The following is a 21,530-nucleotide window of genomic DNA, read 5'->3' as shown; positions in this document are numbered from 1 at the left end:
CTCCCTGCACATGTCTGCGCCCACCCTCCGGAGCGGCACGCTCGGCACCGCCGACATCGCCTTCTTCGTCATCTCCGCCGCCGCCCCGCTCACCGTCATGGCCGGGGTCGCCCCCGTCGCCCTGATGCTCGGCGGCATCGGCGCCCCGGTCGGCTATCTGCTGGCGGGCATCACGCTCGCGGTCTTCGCCGTCGGGTTCACCACGATGAGCCGGCACGTCCGCAGCGACGGGGCCTTCTACGCGTACATCACGCGCGGGTTCGGCATCCCGGTCGGCGTCGCCGCCGCGCTCATCGCCATGCTCGGCTACAACGGCATGGAGATCGGCGTCTACGGGCTCCTCGGCTCCGCCACCGCCGACACCTCCCAGGCCCTGTGGGGCGTCGACGTGCCCTGGCTGCCCGTCTCCCTCCTCGGCCTGGCGCTCATCTGGTACGGCGGCTTCCGCTCCATCGACTTCGGCGCCAAGGTCCTCGGTGTCCTCCTCGTCGCCGAGACCGGGATTCTCGTTCTGCTCGCGGGCGGGGTGCTGCTGGAAGGCGGCGCCTCCGCAGGGCTCTCGCTCGGCTCCTTCTCGCCCGGCAACGTCCTCGTGCCCGGCATGGCCGCCGTTCTCGCCTGCGCTTTCGCGGCCTTCACCGGGTTCGAGTCCACCGTCATCTACCGTCGCGAGGCCCGGAATCCGGAGCGGACCGTCCCGCGCGCCACCTACATCGCCGTCGCCTTCCTCGGGCTCTTCTACGCCTTCATCGTCTGGACCGTCATCCAGGCGTTCGGCGAGGAGAAGGTCGTCCAGGCCGCCGCCGACGATCCCGGCGGGCTCTTCTTCTCCGCCATCACCACGTACGTCGGGGCCTGGGCCGCCGACCTGATGCACGTCCTCATCGTCACCAGCGTCCTCGCCTCGCTGCTCGCCTTCCACAACGCCATCAACCGGTACGGGCTCGCGCTGGCCGAGGAAGGCGTCCTGCCCGCAGCCCTCGGCCGCGTCCACCCGCGCCACCGCTCCCCTTACGTCGCCGGGGCCGCGCAGACCGTGCTCGGGGCGGTCGTCGTCATCGGATTCGCCGCCGCCGGGGCCGACCCGTACGCGCAGCTCCTGCTCTGGGTGAACACCCCGGGCATGATCGGGCTCATGGTCCTCCAGCTCCTCGCCGCCGTGGCCGTCTTCCTCTTCTTCCGGAAGATCCCGCACGGCGAAGGTGTCCTGCGCACCGTCGTCGCCCCGCTGGTCGCCGCCGTGCTGCTGGCCGGGGCCATCGGGCTCGTCTCGTACAACGTGGAGCTGTTCACCGGCGCCTCGGCCGGGGTGAACGTCGTCCTCGTCTCGCTCGTGCCGGGCACCTTCCTGCTCGGGCTGCTCCTCGCCCGCCGGCTGAAGCGCCGCCGGCCCGAGGTGTACGCCTCCTTCGCCGCCGAGCCGGCCGATGCCCCGGAGGGAACTCCAAAACCCGCCTCCGCCACCTCCGTAACCCGTTGACCACCACGCAAGGAGCCCCACCATGCCCGCAGCCGACCTCCTGATCACCGGAGCCCGGGTCCGCACCCTCGACCCCGCCCGCCCCGAGGCCACCGCCGTCGCCGTCCGGGGCGGGACGATCGTCGGGGTCGGGGACGCCGAGGACCTGCGGGAGCTGAAGGGGGCCGGTACCGAACACCTCGATCTCGGTGGGGCCGCCACCCTCACCCCCGGGCTCACCGATGCCCACAGCCACCCCGTCTGGGGCCTGGAGATGGCCACCGGTGTCGACCTCACCGCCGTCCGCGACCTCGACCGGCTTCGCGCGGCCCTCGCCGCCGCCCCGCGCACCGAGGGGTGGGTCCTCGGGTGGGGGCTCGACCACAACGCCTTCGGCGACCAGCCCGTCGACTACACCCTCATCGACGAGGCACTCGGCGGCGGGCCCGCCTTCATCAGGCTCTACGACGGGCACTCCGCCCTCGCCTCGGCCGCCGCGCTGCACCGGGCCGGGATCACCGGGCCCCGCACCTTCGTCCAGCGTTCCGAAGTCGTCTGCGACCCCGACGGGCGGCCCACCGGGCATCTGATCGAGCACGCCGCGATGGACCTCCTCACCCCGTTCCTGCCCCGGCCCTCCCTCGCCGAGCGGCGGGCCGGGCTGGTCGGGCTGCTGTCCGCCATGGCCGCCACCGGGCTGACCGGGGCCCATGTGATGGACCTCGGTGACGGCTCCGTACCGGATCTGCTGGCCGCCGTGGAGGACGACACCGACCTGCCCGTACGGCTCCGGCTCGCCCCCTGGTGCATGCCGGGCGTCGACAAGGAGGGGCTGGAGGAGCTGGTGCGGCTCCAGAGCAGGGCGGGGCGGCTGTGGCGGGTCGGCGGGGTGAAGTTCTTCATGGACGGCACCGTCGAGGGCGGTACGGCCTGGCTGGAGCACGCCGACTGCCACGGCCAGGGCACCGAGGCGTTCTGGCCCGACCCGGCCGCGTACACCCGGGCCGTCGCCCAGCTCCACCGTGCCGGCGTCCGCACCGCCACCCACGCCATCGGGGACGCGGCCGTACGGCACGTCCTGGACACCGTCGAGTCGCTGGGGGAGAGCGGGCGGCTGTGCCACCGCGTCGAGCACATCGAGACCGTCCCGCACGAGATCGCCGAGCGGTTCGTCCGGCTCGGGGTGATCGCCTCCATGCAGCCCACCCACACCGCGTACACCCGCGCCGACCACACCGACGCCTGGTCCCGGCGGCTCGGCGACGAGCGGGCCGCGCGCGCCTGGCGTTGCCGCGATCTGCGGGACGCCGGGGCGTATCTGGCGCTCGGCTCGGACTGGCCGATCGCCCACTACGACGTACGGCAGGTGCTGGCCACCGCCCGGCTGCGGCGGCTGCCGGGGGCGTACGACACCGAGCCCGTCGCCCCGGAACAGGCGCTCACCGGGCTGATGGCCCTGGAGGGCTGCACCTCGCACGCGGCCGTCGCGGCGGGGGAGCAGGAGGTGGCGGGGCGGATCGCGCCCGGCTACCGGGCCGACCTGACCGCCTTCGGCCTGGACCCGGTCGACGCCCCGGCCGACGAGCTGGGCGAGGCGCCGGTGCGGCTCACGGTCACCGGGGGACGCGTGACGCACCGGGGGTAGCGGGCTCCGCCTCCGCACCCGGCTTCGGCTCCGGTTCGGACGCCGGGCGGGGCAGACGCGTCGCGCGCAGCCCGGTCAGCCGGGTCTTCGCCGCACCGGGCACCCACTTCGGCAGCCGGTGCGGCAGCGAGCCGTACCAGACGCGGGAGACCGCGTAACCGAAGGCGAGGCAGGCCATGCCGCCCACCGCGTCCAGCCAGAAGTGGTTGGCGGTGGCCACGATGACGACCAGGGTGAGCGTCGGGTAGAGCAGGCCCAGAATCTTGGCCCACGGCGCCGATGCCAGGGCGAAGATCGTGAGCCCGCACCAGAGCGACCAGCCGATGTGCATCGACGGCATCGCCGCGTACTGGTTCGACATGTTCTTGAAGTTGCCCGAGGCCATCGAGCCCCAGGTCTCGTGCACGAGCACGGTGTCGATGAAGTTCGCGCCGTTCATCAGGCGGGGTGGCGCCAGGGGATAGAGGTAGTAGCCGAGCAGGGCCACGGCCGTCGTCGCGAAGAGGACGAGCCGGGTCGCGGCGTAACGGCCGGGGTGGCGGCGGAACAGCCAGACGAGGACGCCGATGGTCACGACGAAATGCAGCGTCGCGTAGTAGTAGTTCATCGACACGATCAGCCATGTCACGGAATTGACCGCGTGATTGACCGATTCCTCGAAGGCGAGACCCAGGGACTTCTCCGCCGACCAGATCCAGTCCGCGTTGCGCAGCGCCGCCGCCTTCTGCTCGGGGACGGCATTGCGCACGAGCGAGTACAGCCAGTAACTGACCGCGATGAGCAGGATCTCGAACCAGAGCCGGGGGCGGCCGGGCGTCCGCAGGGAGCGGAGCCGGGACAGCCGGCCGGACTTTCCGGAGGCCGGGGGAGGCGTGGACGACGCGGCGGCGGTCCCGGGGGCCGCCTCGGCCGCGATGGGTGAAGAACCGGCCGTCGACCGGCCTTCCTGTGCTGTCACCTGTGTTTCACCCATAGGCAGAGAGTCTTCCATAGAGCTTCCTCTGCCTACGATCATCCTCCGGTCGGGTTCCGGTCGCACGTCCTGCGCCTCAAGGACGAGGAACCGACCCCGACCCGCCTGCGGGTCCGGCGGCCGTCGAGCCGCGTACCACCAGCTCGGGCATGAAGACGAACTCGCTGTGCGGGGCCGGGGTTCCGCCGATCTCCTCCAGGAGCGTACGGACCGCGGCCTGGCCCATCGCCGTCACCGGCTGCCGGATCGTCGTCAGCGGCGGGTCCGTGAAGGCTATGAGGGGCGAGTCGTCGTAGCCGACCACGGAGAGATCCCGGGGGACCTCCTTCGACTCCCGGCGGGCCGCCCGGATCGCCCCGAGCGCCATCATGTCGCTCGCGCACACGACCGCCGTGCAGCCGCGCTCCATCAGGGCGGTGGCGGCGGCCTGGCCGCCCTCCAGCGTGTACAGGGAGTGCTGGACCAGCTCCTCGATCTCCTCCTCGGCGAGGCCCAGCTGCTCCCGCATCGTCGCGTGGAAGCCCTCGATCTTGCGGAGCACCGGCACGAAGCGCTTGGGGCCGACCGCCAGGCCGATCCGGGTGTGGCCGAGCGCCACCAGATGCGTCACCGCCAGCCGCATCGCCGCCCGGTCGTCCGGGGAGATGAACGGCGCCTGCACCTTGGCGGAGAAGCCGTTCACCAGAACGAAGGGGACGCCCTGGCCGCGCAGTTGCTCGTAGCGCTGCATATCGGCCGAGGTGTCCGCGTGCAGCCCGGAGACGAAGATGATGCCCGAGACGCCCCGGTCCACCAGCATTTCGGTGAGTTCGTCCTCGGTGGAGCCGCCGGGGGTCTGGGTGGCCAGCACCGGGGTGTAGCCCTGCCGCGTCAGGGCCTGGCCGATGACCTGGGCCAGCGCCGGGAAGATCGGGTTCTCCAGCTCCGGGGTGATCAGGCCGACCAGCCCCGCGCTGCGCCTGCGCAGCCGCACCGGGCGTTCGTAGCCGAGGACGTCGAGCGCCGCGAGGACGGATTCGCGGGTGGCCGCCGCTACTCCGGGCTTGCCGTTCAGGACTCGGCTGACCGTCGCTTCGCTGACCCCCGCCTGAGTTGCGATATCGGCAAGCCGTGCGGTCATGGGATGCGACTGTACCGGGCCCGTGTCGGATTGCCCACTGTGCGTGGGGCCGTGCGGGAAGGGGTTTCGGGCGGACTTCCGGCAACGCCTTGCAAGGACTTGCGGGCCCGGATCGCGGACCGCTGTCGGATCGTCGCCCTGCGGATATGGCCAGGCCCGCCCGCCCCTGCCAGGGGCGGGCGGCGGTCGTCAAGGGGCTTGACGGCAACCTTGAGGACACGCGAATGTAACGATCACCAGGGCTTGCAGAAATCTTCCGCAAGGTCTTTCGGTCGTCTTTCATCCTTGTTACGTTCACGTCGACCCGGCGCCGCGACGGAGCGGTACGGCAGTTGAAGGAGTTCAGATGCGACGTGGCATAACGGCCACCGCCCTGGTCGCGGCCCTGGCGCTCGCGGCGACCGCCTGCGGCAGCGACGACGAGACCGGCAGCAAGAGCTCGGGCGAGCTCTCGGGCACCGTGACCTGGTGGGACACCTCCAGCGTCGGCAGCGAGGACAAGGTCTTCAAGAAGCTGGCCGAAGGCTTCGAGAAGAAGCACCCGAAGGTCGACGTCAAGTACGTCAACGTGCCCTTCGGCGAGGCGCAGAACAAGTTCAAGAACGCCGCCCAGGCCGGCGACGGCGCGCCCGACGTGATCCGCTCCGAGGTCGCCTGGACGCCGGACTTCGCCAACCTCGGCTACCTGGCCCCGCTGGACGGCACCGCCGCCCTGAAGAACCAGGACGACTTCCTCAAGCAGGCCGTCGCGTCCACCAAGTACGAGGACAAGACCTACGCCGTCCCGCAGGTCATCGACTCCATGGGCATCTTCTACAACAAGAAGATGTTCGAGGAGGCCGGTGTCGAGGCGCCCGCGAACCTGGCCGACCTCAAGACCGTCGCCAAGAAGATCAAGGACAAGACCGGCAAGACCGGCCTCTACCTCCGCGGCGACGACCCGTACTACTTCCTCTCCTTCCTGTACGGCGAGGGCGGCGACATGGTCGACGCCGGCTCCAAGAGCGTCACCATCGACAAGCCCGAGGGCGTCAAGGCGTTCAAGGCGGTCAAGGCCCTGGTCGACGACGGCACCGCGAAGACGGACGCCTCGGACGGCTGGGAGAACATGATGCAGGCGTTCAAGAACGGCGACGTCGCCATGATGATCAACGGCCCCTGGGCCGTCGCCGACACCCTGACCGGCAAGGAGTTCACCGACAAGGGGAACCTGGGCGTCGCCCCGGTCCCGGCCGGCTCCGCCGCCCAGGGCGCCCCGCAGGGCGGCCACAACCTCGCCGTCTACGCCGGCTCCAAGAACCTCGACGCCTCCTACGCCTTCGTCGAGTACATGACCTCCGTCGACAGCCAGGCCACCGCCGCCGGCGAGCTGAACCTGCTGCCCACCCGCACCTCCGCGTACGCCAAGAAGGAAGCGGTCGACAGCGAGATCGTCGGCTTCTTCAAGCCGGTCGTCGAGACCGCCGTCGAGCGCCCCTGGATCCCCGAGGGCGGCAGCCTCTTCGAGCCCCTGCGTATCGAGTACACCAAGGTCCTCACCGGTCAGACCACGCCGGAGAAGGCCGCCAAGGCCACCGGTGACTCCTACCGCAAGCTCCTCGAGGGCTGGAAGTAACAGGAAGGTTGGCCGACTGATGGCTGTCCACACCAGCCAGTCGGTGGTGAAGGCCGCGGGCGAGAACACCGCCCGCGGCCGGAGCCGCGGTACTGGCACCCCACCGCCGACCCCCGGCCGCCTCCGGCGCGCCCTGTCGGTCCACTGGTACGCCTGGGCCATGGTCGCCCCGGTCGTCGTCGTGATCGGCGTGATCATCGGGTATCCGCTGGTCCGCGGCATCTACCTCTCGATGACCGACGCCGACGAGCGCAACGTCGCCCGCTCCATCGGGGTCAACGAGATCCCCGCCACGTACGAGTTCATCGGCGCCGACAACTACGTCGACGCGCTGACCGGCTCGCAGTTCCTCGGCACGCTCGGCTGGACACTGGTGTGGACGGTCTCCTGCGTGAGCATCACGTTCGCCCTCGGCATGGCCCTGGCGAACATCCTCAACCGCCGTATCGCCGGACGCTCCGCCTACCGCATGGCCCTCATCCTGCCCTGGGCCATCCCCGGCTTCGTCTCCGTCTTCGCCTGGCGCTTCCTCTACAACGAGGAGCGCGGCCTGCTCAACAAGGTCCTCGGCGGCGCCGGCATCGACGCCGTCCCGTGGCTGAACGACCCGACCTGGGCCAAGTTCGCGGTCATCGCCGTCAATGTCTGGCTCGGCATCCCGTTCATGATGGTCGCCCTCCTCGGCGGACTCCAGTCCATCCCCTCCGAGCAGTACGAGGCGGCCGAGATGGACGGCGCGACCGCCTGGCAGCGCTTCCGCCACATCACGCTGCCCGGACTGCGCCCGGTCTCCACCACGGTGATCCTGCTCTCCACCATCTGGACCTTCAACATGTTCCCGGTGATCTTCCTGCTGACCCGCGGCGGACCCGGTGAGGCGACCCAGATCCTGGTGACCCAGGCGTACAAGTTCTCCTTCGAGATCAGCCCGCGCGACTACGCGCAGTCCTCCACGTGGGGCGTGCTGATCCTCGTCCTCCTGATGGTCTTCGCCGTCGTCTACCGGCGGGTCCTGCGCTCCCAGGGAGACAACTGGTGACCACCGCGACCGACACCCCCGCCCGGCACGCCGCCGTACGCAAGGTCCGTCTGCGCGGCGAGCGTTCCCCGCTCGCCTCCGTGGCCCTGCACCTCACCCTGATCGTCGCCTCGGTGATCGCGGTCTTCCCGGTGCTGTGGGTCCTGCTGACCTCGCTCAAGCCCGCCAAGTACGCGACCACCACGGACTTCTTCCGCGAGACGACGCTCGTCAACTACACGAACCTCATCCGCGACACCGAGTTCCTCAACTGGTTCGCCAACTCCGTCATCATCTCCGCGCTGTCCACCGTGATCGGCGTCTTCGTCGCCGCCACCACCGGATACGCCGTCAGCCGCTTCCGCTTCCCCGGCAAGCGCGGGCTGATGTGGACGCTGCTGATCACCCAGATGTTCCCGGTCGCCGTCCTCATCGTGCCGATCTACAACATCATGTCGACCCTGGGGCTGCTCAACCAGCCGACCGGTCTCGTCATCACCTACCTCACCATCTCGGTGCCGTTCTGCGCCTGGATGATGAAGGGCTTCTTCGACACCATCCCGCGCGAGATCGACGAGTCGGGCGAGGTCGACGGCCTCACCCCGTTCGGCACCTTCTTCCGGCTGATCCTGCCGCTGGCCAAGCCGGGCCTCGCCGTCACCGCGTTCTACTCCTTCATCACCGCCTGGGGCGAAGTCGCCTACGCCTCCGCCTTCCTGGTGGGCGACGAGAACCTCACGCTGGCCGGCGGACTCCAGAAGTTCGTCAACCAGTACGGAGCCCAGTGGGGCCCGATGACCGCGGCCTCCGTCCTCATCGCCATCCCGGCCGCCCTGGTGTTCCTCTTCGCCCAGAAGCACCTGGTCACCGGCATGTCCGCCGGAGCCGTCAAGGGCTGACACCGCCAGGACGCCCAGCACCCGCACGCATCACCGCACCCGTCACGGCGGCGCCGGAAAACCCCGACCCGGTCACCGGCGCCGCTCCCCACCCAGACACCCCAGGGACGACATGACCCAGCACCTCGCTGCCCCCTCCACCGGCACGTCCGACGACGCCCCGGGCCACCGCACCGGCTGGTGGCAGGACGCGGTGATCTACCAGGTCTATCCGCGGAGCTTCGCCGACGGCAACGGCGACGGCATGGGCGACCTCCCCGGCGTCACCGCCCGCCTGCCCCACCTCAGGGACCTGGGCGTCGACGCGGTGTGGCTCTCCCCCTTCTACGCCTCCCCGCAGGCCGACGCGGGCTATGACGTCTCCGACTACCGGGCCATCGACCCGATGTTCGGCAACCTGCTGGACGCCGACGCGCTGATCCGCGAGGCGCACGGCCTGGGCCTGCGCGTCATCGTCGACCTGGTCCCCAACCACTCCTCCGACCAGCACGAGTGGTTCAAGCGCGCCCTGGCCGAAGGCCCCGGCTCCGCCCTGCGCGAGCGCTACCACTTCCGCCCCGGAAAGGGTGCGAACGGCGAACTCCCGCCCAACGACTGGGAGTCCATCTTCGGCGGCCCCGCCTGGACCCGTACGGTCGACCCGGACGGCACCCCCGGCGACTGGTACCTCCACCTCTTCGCACCCGAGCAGCCCGACTTCAACTGGGAACACCCGGCCGTCGCCGACGAGTTCCGCTCCATCCTGCGCTTCTGGCTCGACATGGGCGTCGACGGATTCCGCGTCGACGTCGCCCACGGCCTCGTCAAGGCCGAGGGCCTGCCCGACCTCGGCACCCACGACCAGCTCAAGCTGCTCGGCAACGACGTCATGCCGTTCTTCGACCAGGACGGTGTGCACGCGATCTACCGCAGCTGGCGCACCATCCTCGACGAGTACCCGGGCGAGAGGATCGCCGTCGCCGAGGCGTGGACCCCGACCGTCGAGCGCACCGCCAACTACGTGCGCCCCGACGAGATGCACCAGGCGTTCAACTTCCAGTACCTGTCCACCGCCTGGGACGCGGCCGAGCTCCGCAAGGTCATCGACTCCTCGCTCGACGCCATGCGCCCGGTCGGCGCCCCCACCACCTGGGTGCTCTCCAACCACGACGTCACCCGGCACGCCACCCGGTACGCCAACCCGGCCGGCCTCGGCACCCAGATCCGCACCCCCGGCGACCGCGAACTGGGCCTGCGCCGCGCCCGCGCCGCCTCCCTGCTGATGCTCGCCCTGCCCGGCTCCGCCTACGTCTACCAGGGCGAGGAGCTCGGCCTGCCCGACGTCACCGACCTGCCCGACGAGGCCCGCCAGGACCCGTCGTTCTTCCGCGCCGAGGGCCAGGACGGCTTCCGCGACGGCTGCCGCGTCCCGATCCCCTGGACCCGCGAGGGCACCAGTTACGGCTTCGGCGACGGCGGCAGCTGGCTCCCGCAGCCCGCCGGCTGGGGCGAGCTGTCCGTCGAGGCGCAGACCGGTGTGGCGGGCTCCACCCTGGAGCTGTACCGGGCCGCCATCGCCGCCCGCCGCGACCACCCGGGCCTCGGCGCGGGCACGGACGTCGAATGGCTGGAAGGGCCCGAGGGCGTCCTCGTCTTCGCCCGCCCCGGCTTCGTCTGCACCGTCAACACCACCGGCGCCCCCGTCCGGATCGCCGCCCGCGGCCGGGTGCTGCTCGCCAGCTCCCCGGTCACCGTGGACGGCGCCGAGGCCGAGGTGCCCGCCGACACCACGGTGTGGTGGACGGTGTGACACTCCCCGCGCCCAGGACCACGGCAACGCCCCGCCTCTCCGACATCGCCGGACAGGCGGCGGTCAGCGAGGCGACGGTCAGCCGGGTCCTGAACGGGAAGCAGGGCGTCGCGGACTCCACGCGTCAGCGGGTGCTCGCGGCGCTCGACATCCTGGGCTACGAACGCCCCGTACGGCTGCGGCAGCGCAGCGCCGGACTGATCGGCCTGGTGACGCCCGAACTCACCAACCCGATCTTCCCCGCGTTCGCGCAGTCCGTCGAACAGGTGCTGGCCGGGCACGGCTACACCCCCGTGCTCTGCACCCAGCTCCCGGGCGGGGCCACCGAGGACGAACTCGTCGAGCAGCTCGTCGAGCGCGGCGTCGGCGGCATCGTCTTCCTGTCCGGGCTGCACGCGGACACCTCCGCCGACCCGGGACGGTATGCCGCGCTCACCGAGCGCGGCGTGCCGTTCGTCCTGATCAACGGCTACAACGAGCGCATCAGCGCCCCGTTCGTCTCGCCCGATGACAACGCTGCCGTACGGATGGCCCTCCAGCACCTCGCCGACCTCGGCCACCGCCGGATCGGCCTGGCCATCGGACCGCAGCGCTACGTCCCCTCCCGCCGCAAGCGGGACGGGTTCGTGGAGGCGGCCGTCTCGGTGCTCGGCATGGACCGCTCCGAGGCCGAACTGCTCGTCTGCTCCACCCTGTTCAGCGTCGAGGGCGGCCAGGTGGCGGCGGGCGCCCTGCTGGACGCGGGCTGCACCGGCATCGTCTGCGGCAGCGACCTGATGGCGTTGGGCGTGGTCCGCGCCGCCCGGGGGAGAGGACTCGACGTGCCGCGCGACGTCTCGGTCGTCGGCTTCGACGACTCGCAGCTCATCGCGTTCACCGACCCGCCGCTGACCACCGTGCGCCAGCCCGTGCAGGCGATGGCGGCGGCCGCGGTGGGGGCGCTGCTGGAGGAGATCGGCGGGAGCCCGGTGCAGCGCACCGAGTACGTCTTCCAGCCGGAGCTGGTGGTACGGGGCTCGACGGCGGCGGTACGCGCGTAGGGCGAAGTCCGGCGGGGCCCGAGAGGGGCACGTACAGGAGAGGCACCAGGAGTCGGCCCAGGAAGGGCCGGCGGGGAGTTTCAGCGACTCCGGGTGCCTCTCTTGTCGTGACCGGCCCGGCCGGCCGGGCGCGTGGAGTCCGGAACCCCTCCGTGCGGACGGGCCCGGAACCCTCGGCCGACCGGACCGGAGTCGAAGGCAACGTAACAGGCTCGCAATCTCTTGCGAAAGACCTTGCAACGAGAAACCGCGAAGAAAAATGGCTTGTTTCGTGGATGTGAGCGCAGGGTGTCCAAAGGGTTGACCGGTGCCTGGCGGCCTCGTACGGTCTGGTCCGCAGCAAGGTTTGCATTCTTGCAGCAAGAACCTTCAGGAGCCTTGAGGGCATGGCGCGTTGCCGACTGAGGCTGCACCGTCACCCGCGTTTCCCCCACCCGCAGGAGGAAAGACATGGCACGCAGACCACTGTCTGCCGCGCTCGCCCTCGTGGCCGGCGCAGCCGCCCTCGTCGTCCCCACCGGATTCGGCGCCGCGTCCCCCGCGCAGGCCGCCGCTCCGGGCGACAAGGACGTCACCGCCGTGATGTTCGAGTGGAAGTTCGCCTCCATAGCCAAGGCCTGCACGGACACCCTCGGTCCGGCGGGCTACGGCTACGTCCAGGTCTCGCCGCCCCAGGAGCACATCCAGGGCGGCCAGTGGTGGACCTCCTACCAGCCCGTCAGCTACAAGATCGCCGGCCGGCTCGGTGACCGGGCCGCCTTCTCCGCCATGGTCAACACGTGTCACTCGGCGGGCGTGAAGGTCGTCACGGACTCCGTCATCAACCACATGGCGGCGGGCAACGGCACCGGCACCGGCGGCTCCGCGTACACCAAGTACGACTACCCGGGCCTCTACTCCGGCGCCGACATGGACGACTGCCGGTCGCAGATCAGCAACTACAACGACCGCGGCAACGTCCAGAACTGCGAGCTGGTCGGCCTCGCCGACCTGGACACCGGCGAGGACTACGTACGCGGCAAGATCGCTGGGTACCTCAACGACCTGCTCTCGCTCGGCGTGGACGGCTTCCGCATCGACGCGGCGAAGCACATGCCGGCCGCCGACCTGGCCAACATCAAGTCCCGGCTGACCAACCCGAACGTCTACTGGAAGCAGGAGGCGATCTTCGGGGCGGGCGAGGCCGTCTCGCCCTCCGAGTACCTCGGCACCGGTGACGTCCAGGAGTTCCGTTACGGGCGGAGCCTCAAGCAGGTCTTCCTCAACGAGAACCTCGCCCACCTGAAGAACTTCGGCGAGGGCTGGGGCTTCATGGAGTCCGGCAAGTCCGGCGTCTTCGTCGACAACCACGACACCGAGCGCAACGGCGAGACCCTCAACTACAAGAACGGCTCCGCCTACACCCTCGCCAACGTCTTCATGCTGGCCTACCCCTACGGCTCCCCGGACGTCCACTCCGGCTACGAGTTCAGCGACCACGACGCCGGGCCGCCCGGCGGCGGCCAGGTCAACGCCTGCTACAGCGACGGCTGGAAGTGCCAGCACGCCTGGCGCGAGATCTCCTCCATGGTCGACTTCCGCAACGCGGCACGCGGCCAGTCCGTCACCAACTGGTGGGACAACGGCGGCGACCAGATCGCCTTCGGCCGGGGCACCAAGGCGTACGTCGCCATCAACCACGAGGGCTCCGCACTGAACCGGACATTCCAGACCTCGCTGCCCGTCGGCGACTACTGCGACGTCCAGTCCGGCAAGGGCGTCACCGTCAACGGCTCCGGCCAGTTCACCGCCACCGTCCCGGCCGGCACCGCCGTCGCCCTGCACGCGAACGCCCGGACCTGCTCCGGGGGCGGCGGCACGAACCCCGACCCGGGCCCCGGCAACGGCTCCTCCGGCGCGTCCTTCGGTGTCAACGCCACCACCCAGCCCGGCCAGAACATCCACGTCACCGGCGACCAGGCGGCTCTCGGCAACTGGAACCCGGCGAACGCCCCCAAGCTCGACCCGGCCACGTACCCCGTCTGGAAGCTCGACGTGGCCCTGCCCGCCGGGACCACGTTCGCCTACAAGTACGTCCGCAAGGACGCGGCCGGCAACGTCACCTGGGAGAGCGGCGCCAACCGCACCGCCACCGTCCCGGCCTCCGGGAAGGTCACGCTGACCGCCGACGTCTGGCGCGGCTGACCCGTACCCCTCTCCAACGGGCCGGTGGCATCGCCACCGGCCCGTCTCCGCACCGATCAAGCCCCGAGGAGCACCCTCCGTGTCCCGAACCACCCTCAGACGAGGGGCGGTGGCCGCCCTGTGCGCGGCGCTGCTGCCCGTCGTCCCGGCGGCCACCGCCGCCGCCTCGCCCCGGCCGCCGGCCCCGCCCTCGGACGCCAAGCTCGCCCGGGAGTCGGCCCGGCACGACCTCACGCGCGAGCAGTTCTACTTCGTGCTGCCCGACCGTTTCGCCAACGGCGACGCCTCCAACGACCGGGGCGGGCTGACCGGTTCGCGCCTCGACCACGGCTACGACCCCACGGACAAGGGGTTCTACCAGGGCGGCGACCTCAAGGGCCTGACGCAGAAGCTGGATTACATCAAGGGCCTCGGCACCACTGCCATCTGGATGGCGCCGATCTTCAAGAACCGCCCTGTCCAGGGCACCGGCAAGGACGCGTCGGCGGGCTACCACGGTTACTGGATCACCGACTTCACTCAGGTCGACCCGCACTTCGGCACCAACGCCGACCTGGAGAAGCTGATCGACAAGGCCCACGCCAAGGGCATGAAGGTCTTCTTCGACGTCATCACCAACCACACCGCCGACACCGTCGACTACGCGGAGAAGGCTTACGGCTACAAGTCCAAGGGTGCCTTCCCCTACCTCGACAGGACCGGCCGCCCCTTCGACGACCGCGAGGGCGTCAAGAAGGTCGACCGGGACTCCTTCCCGTACACCCCGGTGCAGGCCCCCGGGACGGGTAAGAAGGTGCCCTCCTGGCTCAACGACCCCACCATGTACCACAACCGGGGCGACTCGACCTGGGCCGGCGAGTCCAACGAGTACGGCGACTTCTCCGGGCTCGACGACCTGTGGACCGAGCGTCCCGAGGTCGTGAAGGGCATGGAGAAGATTTACGAGAAGTGGGTCCGCGACTTCGACATCGACGGCTTCCGGATCGACACCGTCAAACACGTCGACCTGGACTTCTGGACCCAGTGGGCCACCGCGCTCGACGACTACGCCGCCAAGCGCGGCCGGGACGACTTCTTCATGTTCGGCGAGGTCTACTCCGCCGACACCGAGGTCACCTCCCCGTACGTCACCCGGGGCCGCCTGGACTCCACGCTGGACTTCCCGTTCCAGGACGCCGCCCGGCAGTTCGCCTCCCAGGGCGCTCCCGCCGACAAGCTCGCCTCGGTGTACGGGAACGACTTCCGCTACACCACCGACAAGGCCAACGCCTACGAGCAGGTCACCTTCCTCGGCAACCACGACATGGGCCGCATCGGGACCTTCCTCAAGCAGGACAACCCGAAGGCCGAGGACGCCGAACTGCTGAAGCGGGCCCGGCTCGCCAACGAGCTGATGTTCCTCGGCCGCGGAAACCCGGTGATCTATTACGGCGACGAGCAGGGCTTCACCGGCGCGGGCGGCGACAAGGACTCCCGGCAGACCCTCTTCGCCTCGAAGACCGCCGACTACCTCGACGACGACCAGCTCGGCACCGACCGCACCCACGCCTCGGACGCGTACGACACGAAGCACCCGGTCTACCGCTCCATCGCCGCGCTCTCGAAGCTCACCAAGGAGCACCCGGCGCTGCGCGACGGCACCCAGATCGAGCGGCTCGCGGACGGCTCGGTGTACGCCACTTCGCGCATCGCGACCGAGCGGCCGTACGAGTACCTCGTCGCCTCCAACAACGGCACGACCCCGAAGAAGGTCCAGCTCGCCACCGAGTCGGCCAAGATGAACTTCCTTACCCTGTACGGCGGTTCCGGCGCGGTCCGCAGCGGCAAGGACAAGAAGGTCACCGTCACCGTGCCCGCCCTGTCCAGCCTCGTGCTGAGGGCGGACCGGACCGTCGGCGCCCCCGCCGCCAAGCCCGCCGTCTCCCTGAAGACCCCGGCCGCCGGCGCCACCGGCACCGTCGAGATCGCCGCCGACGTGGACGGCGGACAGCTCAACCGGGTCGTCTTCGCCGCCCAGGCCGGCAACGGCAAGTGGCAGACCCTCGGCACCGCCGACCACGCCCCGTACAAGGTCACCCAGTACCTCGACACGACGGTGAAAGCGGGCACCCCGCTGCGCTACAAGGCCGTCGTCGTCGACCGCACCGGCCGCACCTCCAGTGCCCTCGCCTCCACCACCGCCGGTCAGGCCCCGCCGCCCGGCAAGCCCGTCGCCGTCGAGCGCGACCGGGCCGTCGTCCACTACCAGCGCCCCGACGGCGACTACGACGGCTGGCAGCTCAAGTCCGGCGACAAGACCGCCGAGTTCATCGGGAGGACCGCCTACGGCGCGTTCGCCTGGATCGACCTGGAAAAGGGCACTGACTCCGTCCCGTACACCGTCGAGAAGAACGGCACGGCCGACGGACCGCAGCGGACCATCGACCTCGGTGTGACCGGACAGGTCTGGATCGAGCAGGGCAAGGACGGGCAGCAGACCGAGGCCCCCGAGACCCCGCCGCAGGACACCACCAAGGCCGTCCTCAACTACCACCGCCCGGACGGCGACTACGACGGCTGGGGGCTGCACACCTGGACCGGCGCCAAGGAGCCCACCGACTGGGCCAAGCCGCTGATGCCGGTGAAGAAGGACGCCTACGGGGTCACCTTCGAGGTGCCGCTCGTGGAGGGGGCCACCAGCCTCAGCTACATCCTGCACAAGGGCGACGAGAAGGACCTCCCCAGCGACCAGTCCCTCGACCTCGCCACCTACGGCCACGAGGTCTGGATGCTCGGCGGCAAGCCCGGCTACCTCCTCCCGCAGACCGGCGGCGGCGCGGCCCCCGACCTGTCCAAGGCCGAGGCGCAGTGGATCGACGCGAACACCGTCGTCTGGAAGGTGAAGACCACCGACGCCACCAGCCAGCAGCTCGTGTACGCCCAGAAGGGCGGCATCTCCGTCGTGGACGGGGCGCTGTCCGACGAGGGGCAGTGGCTGCGGCTTCAGCAGGTCGAGCTGAGCGATGCCCAGAAGGCCAAGTTCCCGCACCTGAAGGACTATCCGGCGTTCACCGTCGACGCCCGCGACCGGGACCGCGTCCGCGAGTCCCTCCGGGGCCAGCTGATCGCGACCCAGCGCGCCGCCAACGGGGCCCTGCTCGCCGCCACCGGCGTACAGACGGCCGGAATCCTCGACGACCTGTACGGGAAGAAGGCTGCCTCCGCCGAACTCGGCCCGGTCTTCAGGAAGTCCACGCCCACCCTCTCCGTCTGGGCCCCCACCGCTCGTACCGTCTCGCTCGAACTCGACGGCCGTACCGTCCCGATGAAGCGCGACGACCGCACCGGCGTCTGGTCGGTCACCGGCAAGAAGAGCTGGCAGGGCAAGCCCTACCGGTACGCCGTGACCGTCTGGGCCCCCACCGTCCAGAAGCTGGTCACCAACAAGGTCACCGACCCCTACTCCACCGCCCTGACCGCCGACTCGGCCCGCAGCCTCGTCGTCGACCTCACCGATCCGGCCCTCGCCCCGCGCGGCTGGTCCGGCCTGAAGAAGCCCGCCGCCACCCCGCTGCGGGACGCCCAGATCCAGGAGCTGCACGTCCGGGACTTCTCGATCACGGACCGCACGGCGAAGCACCCCGGTGAGTACCGGGCCTTCACCGACAACCGCTCGAAGGGCATGCAGCACCTCAAGAAGCTCGCCGACTCCGGCACGAGCTACGTCCACCTGCTGCCCGTCTTCGACATCGGGACCGTCCCGGAGAAGAAGAAGGACCAGGCGACCCCCGACTGCGACCTGACCGCCCCCGCACCCGACTCCGAGAAGCAGCAGGAGTGCGTGAGCAAGGCCGCCGCCAAGGACGGCTTCAACTGGGGCTACGACCCGCTGCACTACACCGTCCCCGAGGGCTCCTACGCCTCCGACCCGGACGGCACCGAGCGCACGGTCGAGTTCCGCCAGATGGTCCAGGGCCTGAACAAGGCCGGGCTGCGCACGGTCATGGACGTCGTCTACAACCACACCGTCGCCTCCGGGCAGGACGACAAGTCGGTCCTCGACCGGATCGTGCCCGGCTACTACCAGCGGCTCCTGGAGGACGGCACCGTCGCCACCTCCACCTGCTGCGCCAACACCGCGCCCGAGAACACCATGATGGGCAAGCTCGTCGTCGACTCGATCGTCACCTGGGCCAAGGAGTACAAGGTCGACGGCTTCCGCTTCGACCTGATGGGCCACCACCCCAAGGACAACATCATCGAGGTCCGCAAGGCGCTGGACCGGCTCACGCTCGCCGAGGACGGCGTCGACGGCAAGAAGATCATCCTGTACGGGGAGGGCTGGAACTTCGGCGAGATCGCGGACGACGCCCGCTTCGTCCAGGCCACCCAGAAGAACATGGCCGGCACCGGCATCGCGACCTTCTCCGACCGGGCCCGTGACGCCGTGCGCGGCGGCGGCCCCTTCGACGAGGACCCCGGCGTCCAGGGCTTCGCCTCCGGCCTCTACACCGACCCCAACTCCTCGCCCGCCAACGGCACCCGCGCCGAGCAGAAGGCCCGGCTGCTGCACTACCAGGACCTGATCAAGGTCGGCCTCACCGGCAACCTCGCCGGCTACACCTTCACCGACACCTCCGGACGTACGGTCAAGGGCTCCGACGTCGACTACAACGGGGCGCCCGCCGGATACGCGGCCGCACCCGGCGACGCGCTCGCCTACTCCGACGCCCACGACAACGAGACCCTCTTCGACGCCCTCGCCTTCAAGCTCCCGGCCGACTCCACGGCCGCCGAGCGGGCCAGGGCCCAGGTGGTCGCCATGGCCGCCTCCGTCCTCTCCCAGGGGCCCTCGCTCTCCCAGGCGGGCACCGACCTGCTGCGCTCCAAGTCCCTGGACCGCAACTCCTACGACAGCGGCGACTGGTTCAACGCCCTGCACTGGGACTGCCGCGACGGCAACGGCTTCGGACGGGGCCTCCCGCCCGCCGCCGACAACCGGGACAAGTGGTCGTACGCCAAGCCGCTCCTGGCCGCCACCGGCACCATCGCCCCCAAGTGCGCGCAGATCGAAGGGGCTTCGGCCGCCTACCGGGACCTGCTCACCATCCGCTCCACCGAGAAGGAGTTCTCCCTGCGCACCGCGGACCAGGTGCAGTCGGCCCTGTCCTTCCCGCTCTCCGGCAAGGACGAGACCCCCGGCGTGATCACCATGCGCCTCGGCAAGCTCGTCGTCGTCCTCAACGCCGCCCCGGACACCGCGACCCAGCGGCTCGCCGCACCGGCCGGGAAGACGTACGCGCTGCACCCGGTCCAGGCCAAGGGTGCGGATCTTACGGTCAAACGAGCCAGGTACGACGGGAAATCAGCCACTTTCACCGTACCGGGACGTACGGCGGCCGTCTTCACCCTGCGCTGACCTCCCACGGCACTACGGTGACGGCAGACGTCGGCAACGGAGCCGCGACAGCCGTACCCGGTACCGTCCGGCCGGCCCCGCCCACCCCTCCGGGGGAGGACGGGGCCGGCCCGCGGCCGTCGGCCCGTCGGCGCACCCTGCCCCAGCGCGCGGACGGTGATGATGACCAAGGTGGGACACCTTCCCGAGGAGACGAGCAGCTTCGTCGGGAGGCGGGCCGAACTGGCCCGGCTGCACACCGCGCTGACCACCCGGCGGATGACCACCCTGATCGGCCCCGGCGGGGTCGGCAAGACCCGGCTCGCGCTCCGGGCCGCCCGCGCGGTCGCCGACCGTTACGCGGACGGCGCCTGGTGGGGCGACCTCTCCCCGCTCTCCGACGACCGGCTGCTGCTCCCCACCGTCTCCGACGCGGTCGGGCTCGCCGACCACACCCTGCGGATGCCCGTCGAGGCGCTCTGCGAATGGCTCGGCGACAAGCACCTCCTGCTGGTCCTCGACTCCGCCGAACACCTCCGCGGCCCCTGCTCCCACCTGCTCGCCGAGATCCTGACCACCTCGATCGGGCTGAGCGTCCTCGTCACCAGCAGGCAGCCGCTCGGCACCCGCGGCGAGTACGTCGTCGAGGTGCCGCCGCTCCCGGTGGACGGCGCGCCCGACGCCCTCCAGCTCTTCGCCGACCGGCTGCGCGCCGCCGACCCCCGGGCCGGCCTCGACGCCCCCGGGGACGAGGCGGCCGCCGCCGAGATCTGCCGCCGCCTCGAAGGCATCCCGCTCGCCATCGAACTGGCCGCCGCGGGCATCGGCCGGCACAGCGTGGCCCAGCTCGCCCACCGGATCGGCACCCGCTTCGACGCTCCGGGCCTCACCGTCGGCGCGCCCGGGGCGTACGGCTCCTCCGGCGCGGCCGGGCTCCCGGGCGGCGTCGGGGCGTCCCCGGCCCCCGGCACCTCCCGGCTCGACCTCCTCGCCGACGAGACCGCCTGGCCCCGCCGCCACCGCACCCTGCGCACCGCCATCGGCTGGTCCCACGAGCTGTGCACCCCGCTGGAGCGCCTCCTGTGGGCCCGGCTCACCCCGCTGCGCACCGACTTCGACGCGGAGGTCGCCCGCGAGGTCTGCGCCGGGGGACCGCTCACCCCCGACGAGGTGGACCGGGCGCTCCAGGGCCTCGTCGCCCAGTCCGTCGTCCAGCGCGACGGTGACCGCTACCGAATGCTCGACACCCTGCGCGAGTACGGCCGGATGTGGCTCACCGAGCTGGGCGAGGCCCGCGCCGCCGCCGACCGGCACGCGCGCAGCTTCCTCGGCCTCGCCCGCCGCGCCCACGAGGGCTGGACCGGCCCTGAGCAGGTGTCCTGGTACCACAAGGTGTCCGACACCCACCTGGACCTGTGCGCCGCCCTGGAGCACCTGCTCGCCCACGACGTCGAAGGGGCCCAGGAGATGGCGGGCCGGGTCGGCTTCTTCTGGGCCTGCTGCGGCCACCTCTCCGAGGCCCGGAACTACGCCCAGCGCGCCCTGGACGCGGGCCCCGTCGAGGGACCCCACCGGACCAGGCTCCATTGGGTCCTCGGCGTCGCGGCCCTGCTCCAGAGCGACTTCGCGACCGCCGAGAAGTACGGGGCGCTCTGCACGGCCACCGCCCTGTACGACCAGGACGACGAGGGCATGCTCGCCGCCACGTATCTCTCCGGCATCACGCAGCTGATGACCGGCGAGCCCGAGGCGGCCCTGGAGGCGGCCCGGCGCGTCCTGCGGATGACCGAAGGCGTCCCCGTGGACTCCGGCCACCGGCTGCGCTGCCGCCTCGTCACCGTCTTCGCGCTCACCGCGCTCGGCCGGCTCGACGAGTCCGAGGCGGCGGCCACCGCGCTGCGCCGGGCCTGCGAACGCGGCGGCGAGTTCTGGACCCGCACCTACGCGGACTACCAGCTCGCCCTGATCGCCTTGCTCCAAGGCCGCCCGGAGGCCTCCGCAGCGCACGCCCGGGCGATGCTCGCGGGCAAGCACCGGCTCCGCGACAGCTTCGGCATCGCGCTGGGCCTGGACCTCCTGGCCGCCGCCATCGCCGCCCAGGGTGCGGGCGCCCAGGCCGCCCGGGTCTACGGCACCGGGCACGCGTACTGGCGGATGGTCGGCCACCCCCAGCGCGGCACGCCCGAGCTGGGCCCGGTCCGCGAGCGGTGCGAACTCCAGGCGCGGGCGGCCGTCGGCGACGAGGCGTACCAGCGGGCCTTCGAGCGCGGCCAGTCGGACAACGCGGAGGTCGGCCTCGCAGCGGCCCTGCGTACCGAACTACAGCTCTGAACAGGGCCTGTGTGTCACTCGTGTCCCCGGACTACCCGCATCCACTGCCTTGTGGGTAAGGTTAGGCATACCTAAGTAGC

The 21,530-nt window shown here is 70.9% G+C and carries 12 protein-coding genes; 10 read left to right on the top strand and 2 right to left on the bottom strand.

Annotated features, from left to right (window positions below; genetic code table 11):
* Window positions 1-10 precede the first annotated feature (10 nt).
* Window positions 11-1,480, top strand: a complete 1,470-nt coding sequence (locus tag IE134_RS09995) for an APC family permease (protein ID WP_189430246.1) — start codon at window positions 11-13, stop codon at window positions 1,478-1,480.
* Between the two features lie 22 nt (window positions 1,481-1,502).
* Window positions 1,503-3,104, top strand: coding sequence for an amidohydrolase (locus IE134_RS09990; protein ID WP_189430244.1), 1,602 nt, complete (start codon window positions 1,503-1,505; stop codon window positions 3,102-3,104).
* On the opposite strand, the gene IE134_RS09985 is transcribed toward IE134_RS09990, so the two are convergent.
* Both IE134_RS09985 and IE134_RS09980 read right to left on the bottom strand, forming a co-directional pair.
* Entirely contained in the window at window positions 3,073-4,077 is a 1,005-nt protein-coding gene (locus IE134_RS09985) for a phosphatase PAP2 family protein (protein ID WP_030718567.1), read from the bottom strand. The genes IE134_RS09990 and IE134_RS09985 overlap by 32 nt on opposite strands.
* 76 nt (window positions 4,078-4,153) lie before the next feature.
* Complete coding sequence (locus tag IE134_RS09980) at window positions 4,154-5,197, bottom strand: LacI family DNA-binding transcriptional regulator (RefSeq protein WP_030718569.1); 1,044 nt, start codon at window positions 5,195-5,197, stop codon at window positions 4,154-4,156.
* 346 nt (window positions 5,198-5,543) lie between these two features.
* Here IE134_RS09980 and IE134_RS09975 point away from each other — a divergent pair, with 346 nt between their 5' ends.
* The 8 genes from IE134_RS09975 to IE134_RS09940 all read left to right on the top strand — a co-directional run bounded on the left by IE134_RS09975 (window position 5,544) and on the right by IE134_RS09940 (window position 21,450).
* A complete protein-coding gene (locus tag IE134_RS09975) occupies window positions 5,544-6,812 on the top strand; it encodes an extracellular solute-binding protein (protein WP_030718571.1) in 1,269 nt (422 codons plus the stop codon).
* A 19-nt stretch (window positions 6,813-6,831) separates the two neighbouring features.
* On the top strand, window positions 6,832-7,851 hold the full coding sequence (locus IE134_RS09970) for a carbohydrate ABC transporter permease (RefSeq protein WP_030718573.1): 1,020 nt from the start codon (window positions 6,832-6,834) through the stop codon (window positions 7,849-7,851).
* On the top strand, window positions 7,848-8,729 hold the full coding sequence (locus tag IE134_RS09965) for a sugar ABC transporter permease (RefSeq protein ID WP_030718576.1): 882 nt from the start codon (window positions 7,848-7,850) through the stop codon (window positions 8,727-8,729). Before IE134_RS09970 ends, IE134_RS09965 begins: the two co-directional genes overlap by 4 nt.
* A gap of 112 nt (window positions 8,730-8,841) precedes the next feature.
* On the top strand, window positions 8,842-10,518 hold the full coding sequence (locus IE134_RS09960) for a glycoside hydrolase family 13 protein (protein ID WP_098894906.1): 1,677 nt from the start codon (window positions 8,842-8,844) through the stop codon (window positions 10,516-10,518).
* Window positions 10,503-11,558: a LacI family DNA-binding transcriptional regulator gene (locus tag IE134_RS09955; RefSeq protein WP_097882751.1), complete on the top strand. Its 1,056-nt coding sequence runs from the start codon at window positions 10,503-10,505 to the stop codon at window positions 11,556-11,558. The genes IE134_RS09960 and IE134_RS09955 overlap by 16 nt, the downstream gene beginning before the upstream one ends.
* Before the next feature lie 450 nt (window positions 11,559-12,008).
* Window positions 12,009-13,742: a carbohydrate-binding module family 20 domain-containing protein gene (locus IE134_RS09950; protein WP_189430243.1), complete on the top strand. Its 1,734-nt coding sequence runs from the start codon at window positions 12,009-12,011 to the stop codon at window positions 13,740-13,742.
* 79 nt (window positions 13,743-13,821) lie between these two features.
* Window positions 13,822-19,140, top strand: a complete 5,319-nt coding sequence (gene pulA, locus IE134_RS09945; RefSeq protein ID WP_189430241.1) for a pullulanase-type alpha-1,6-glucosidase — start codon at window positions 13,822-13,824, stop codon at window positions 19,138-19,140.
* Between the two features lie 159 nt (window positions 19,141-19,299).
* Window positions 19,300-21,450, top strand: a complete 2,151-nt coding sequence (locus tag IE134_RS09940; RefSeq protein ID WP_189430240.1) for an ATP-binding protein — start codon at window positions 19,300-19,302, stop codon at window positions 21,448-21,450.
* Window positions 21,451-21,530 lie beyond the last annotated feature (80 nt).

The organism is Streptomyces rubiginosohelvolus (genome assembly GCF_014649875.1).
Classification (GTDB): domain Bacteria; phylum Actinomycetota; class Actinomycetes; order Streptomycetales; family Streptomycetaceae; genus Streptomyces; species Streptomyces rubiginosohelvolus.
Note: the sequence above shows the minus strand (reverse complement) of the source record. Positions and strands in the feature narration are given on the sequence as shown.